The 3,737-nt window shown below is 72.5% G+C and carries 3 protein-coding genes; 1 reads left to right on the top strand and 2 read right to left on the bottom strand.

Annotated features, from left to right (window positions below; genetic code table 11):
* Positions 1 to 364: 364 nt before the first annotated feature.
* Both AB0J68_RS29090 and AB0J68_RS29085 read right to left on the bottom strand, forming a co-directional pair.
* On the bottom strand, positions 365 to 1,798 hold the full coding sequence (locus AB0J68_RS29090) for an MFS transporter (RefSeq protein ID WP_363941709.1): 1,434 nt from the start codon (positions 1,796 to 1,798) through the stop codon (positions 365 to 367).
* 72 nt (positions 1,799 to 1,870) lie between these two features.
* The gene (locus AB0J68_RS29085) at positions 1,871 to 2,107 is read right to left on the bottom strand and encodes a hypothetical protein (protein ID WP_354862434.1); all 237 of its coding nucleotides are present in this window, start codon (positions 2,105 to 2,107) and stop codon (positions 1,871 to 1,873) included.
* 146 nt (positions 2,108 to 2,253) lie between these two features.
* Here AB0J68_RS29085 and AB0J68_RS29080 point away from each other — a divergent pair, with 146 nt between their 5' ends.
* The gene (locus tag AB0J68_RS29080) at positions 2,254 to 3,408 is read left to right on the top strand and encodes a geranylgeranyl reductase family protein (protein WP_355069087.1); all 1,155 of its coding nucleotides are present in this window, start codon (positions 2,254 to 2,256) and stop codon (positions 3,406 to 3,408) included.
* Positions 3,409 to 3,737 lie beyond the last annotated feature (329 nt).

The raw sequence follows: 3,737 nt of genomic DNA, 5'->3' as shown, positions 1-3,737 counted from the left end.
GACGGTGAATCTTGGACAGTTTCCGTTAGGGCCTAACGGAAACTGTCCAAGATCTCGCCCGACGCCCGACGCCCGACGCCCGACGCCCGACCGCCGACGGGCGGCGGACATCGGGCGGCGGTCAGGTGCCGGCCGTTGGTATGCCCGGCCCGTGACTGACCGCCGATCGGCATGCCGACCTGGGCGGCGCGTGGGCCCGACCGAAATGCGGTCTGTGTGGCACATCGATCCGACCGGCGCCGACCTGGGCGACGCATGAACCCAAGCGGCATGCGGCACCTCGACCCGCGCGGCGCGTCGACCCGGGCGGCGCGTCGACCCGGGCGGCGCGTCGACCTGCGCGGCGCGCGTACTCCCGGGATTTTCAGTCGTGGTGCCCGCGGAGGATGTCGATCAGCGCGGCGACCAGCGCGAGCGCGATGATCCCCGTGGCGAGCAGTAGCGATTTCTCGAAGGCCGACGTCCAGTTGCCGCGACTGTCGGTGAGCGAGGAGAAGAACATCGAGCCGACGGCGGCGATGCCGGCCGCCGCCCCGATCCGCTGGCCGGTCTGGAGCATGCCGGCCCCGCTGCCTGCCTGGGGAACGGGCACCTGGGCGAGGGTGAGTGTCTGGTTGGGGGCGATGACCAGTCCGCTGCCGATACCGGCGACGAGCAGCGGCGCGGCGGTGACCCAGGGCGCCGGGGCGTCGGGCGCGAGGCGCAGTGCGAGCACCGTGGCGGCCAGGCCGACCACCACGCCGAGCAGTCCGATGGCGACCAGGGGACGGCCGAAGCGGTTGACGATGCGTCCCCCCAGCGCGGACGCGGCGGCGGACCCGAGCGCGAACGGGGTGATGGCGAGACCGGCGACGAGCGCGCTGTAGCCGAGCCCGTTCTGCAGGAACAGGGTGAAGATGAAGAAGATCGCGGTGAACCCACCGAAGTAGACCAGCGCGATGAGCGATCCGAGTGTGTACGACTGGAAGGTGAACAGCCGCAGGTTGAACAGGGGTTCGCGGTGCCGCGCGTACCACCGTTCCCACAGCCCGAAGGCGACCAGCACCGCCAGGCCGGCCGGGATGAGCGCCCACTTCCACGGCGTACGCCACTGCTGCTCCTGTACGAGTGGCAGCAGGATCAGCACCACGCCGACGCCGAGCAGCAGCACACCGACCGGGTCGAGTCGGCGTCGGCCGGGCTGCCCGGCGGGTCGACCGGGCAGCAGCCGCCACCCGAGGATCACCGCGACGATGCCGACCGGCACGTTGACGAAGAAGACCCACCGCCAGCCGTGCTCCTCGCCGCCCAAGGCGATGAGCAGCCCGCCGAGCAGCGGCCCGACGGCGGTGGAGATGCCGATGGTCGCGCCGAGCAGACCGAACGGACGGGCTCGTTCCGGCCCGCGGAACAGCTGTTGGATCAACCCGATCACCTGCGGGTTGATGATGCCGGCGGCGGCGCCCTGGAGCAGCCGGGCGGCGACCAGCCAGGTGGGGGACGTGGCCAGGCCGGCGAGCGCGCTGGTCAGGGTGAACAGCGAAATGCCGAAGACGAACGCGTTGCGCCGCCCGCGGAAGTCACCGAAGCGGCCGGCCGGTACGAGCACCAGCCCGAAGGTCAGCGCGTACCCGGAGAGGACCCACTGCAGGTCGCTCGGGGAGGCGTGCAGCGCGCGGTCGATGGACGGCACCGCGACGTTGACGATGCTCACGTCGAGCAGCGTCATGAACGCGGCGACCAGCCCGACACCGACGGCCTGCCAGCGTCGGCGGTTCTCGGCCGCGTCGACCGGCTGCGGCTCGTGCGCCGCGCTCATGCTGCCCCCCGTTGACGGTCGATCATGCATCCCTGACCGCTACCCCGGCAGGCGGGGGCCAACCGTCGGGGGTCACGCCATCTGACGGGCGCAGAATCGGGGGCCGAAGTCGAGGCCGGCCATCGGCGAGTCCTCGCGGTGCAGCAGGCCCTTCTGGGTGAGTTCGTGCAGTGGGGTGTGCACCTGCTCCTCGGTCAGACCGGATCCTTCGGCGATCAGGTCCGGATAGGGGACCTGGCCACGTGCTTCGAGGGCGGTGACCGCCTGGTACACGCGCTGCTCGATCTCCGACAGCTGAACCCGCTGCATGATCTCCTCCTCTGCTCGTCCGCTCCCGCGCGGACGGTCGCGTCACGTCGGTTACCCCCTGCCTGACCGAAGATGCCCACTCAATCGGGCGTTTGGCAGCTCGCCGTGCCCGGGCCGCGCAGCGGAGGGTGCCCTAGGCTGCAACCGTGATCGTCTGGGATCTCGTCGTCGTCGGCGCCGGCCCCGCCGGGCTCTCCGCGGCACACGCCGCGGCCCGCGCCGGCGTTCGTACGCTGGTTGTCGAGCGGGCCGCGCACCCGCGGTACAAGACGTGTGGCGGTGGCCTGATCGGCACGTCGCTGGCGGCCGTGCGCGGCCGCATCGAGGTGCCGGCGCACGACCGGGTGGACCGGGTGACGTTCACCCGCGACGGCCGGCGGGAGTTCACCCGCCGCAACGGCAGTCCGGTGGTGACCATGGTGCGCCGCGAGGAGTTCGACGACCGGCTGCGCGCGGCGGCGGTCGCTGCCGGCGCGCAGATGCGGGAGCAGGTCGCGGTCCGCGCGATCGAGCAGGACCCCGAGGGGGTACGCCTGCGGCTGGCCGACGGTACGACGCTCACGGCCCGCACGGTGATCGGCGCGGACGGTTCCTCGGGGGTGACGGCCCGACACGTGGGTGTGCGCTACCGGCAGGTGGACCTGGGGCTGGAGTTGGAGGTGCCGGTGCCGCCCGCCGAGCAGGAGCGCTGGCGCGGGCGACTGCTGCTGGACTGGGGGGCGATGCCGGGCTCGTACGCCTGGGTGTTCCCGAAGGGCGACCGGTTGACCGTCGGTGTGATCGCGGGCCGGGGGGCGGGGGAGGGGACGCGCGCCTACCTGCGGGAGTTCGTCGACCGGTTGGGCCTGACCGGGCTGCCGGCGGAGCACGACTCGGGTCACCTGACCCGTTGCCGTGCGGAGGACTCCCCATTGCGCAACGGCCGTGTGTTGGTGGTGGGGGATGCCGCCGGGCTGCTGGAGCCGTGGAGCCGCGAGGGCATCAGCTTCGCGCTGCGCTCCGGGGAGATGGCCGGCGCGGCGGTCGCCGACGGTGATCTGGCCGGGTACGAGCGGGCAGTCACCGAGGGCCTGACGCCGGAGATGCGGGCGGGGTTCCGGCTACTCGACCTGTTCACCCGCCGCCCGGAGGTCTTCCACGCTCTGTTGGCGACCCCGCCGGGTTGGCGGATGTTCGTCCGTTTCTGTCAGGGTCGGGCGAGTTTCGACGATATGCTGCGACGTCGACCGGTCCGGGCGGCGCTCGCGGTGCTGGACCGGCTGCCCGCCCCGCGCCGGCCGGCCGCCAGCATCCACCCCTGAGCAACAGCCCGGCGGGCCGCAGGCCCGCCGGCCCGCCTCGCCTGCGCCAGCCCGCTCGACCGTCCCTGCCGACCGCCCCTGCCGACGGCGCGTTGCCTCAGGCCATACACCCAGGATCCTAGGATGCCTTACGCGGTGTGTCGGGCCGCACCCGACGGTCGAGGGGACTGTCAACCGACAGACCGGTGCTGTGGGCCGCCCGCCGTCAGACAATGGCAGGGCAGGAGGGGGCGCCGATGGCCGAGCAACCGTTCACCGAGGACGAGTACGCGTTCCTGCGCCACATCCGGTTCGGGGAGTTGCCGCCCGCCGTTCGCCCGGACGAGCGG

This window comes from Micromonospora sp. NPDC049580 (genome assembly GCF_040675595.1).
Taxonomy (GTDB): Bacteria; Actinomycetota; Actinomycetes; order Mycobacteriales; family Micromonosporaceae; genus Micromonospora.
This window is presented reverse-complemented; position numbering and strand designations above follow the sequence as displayed.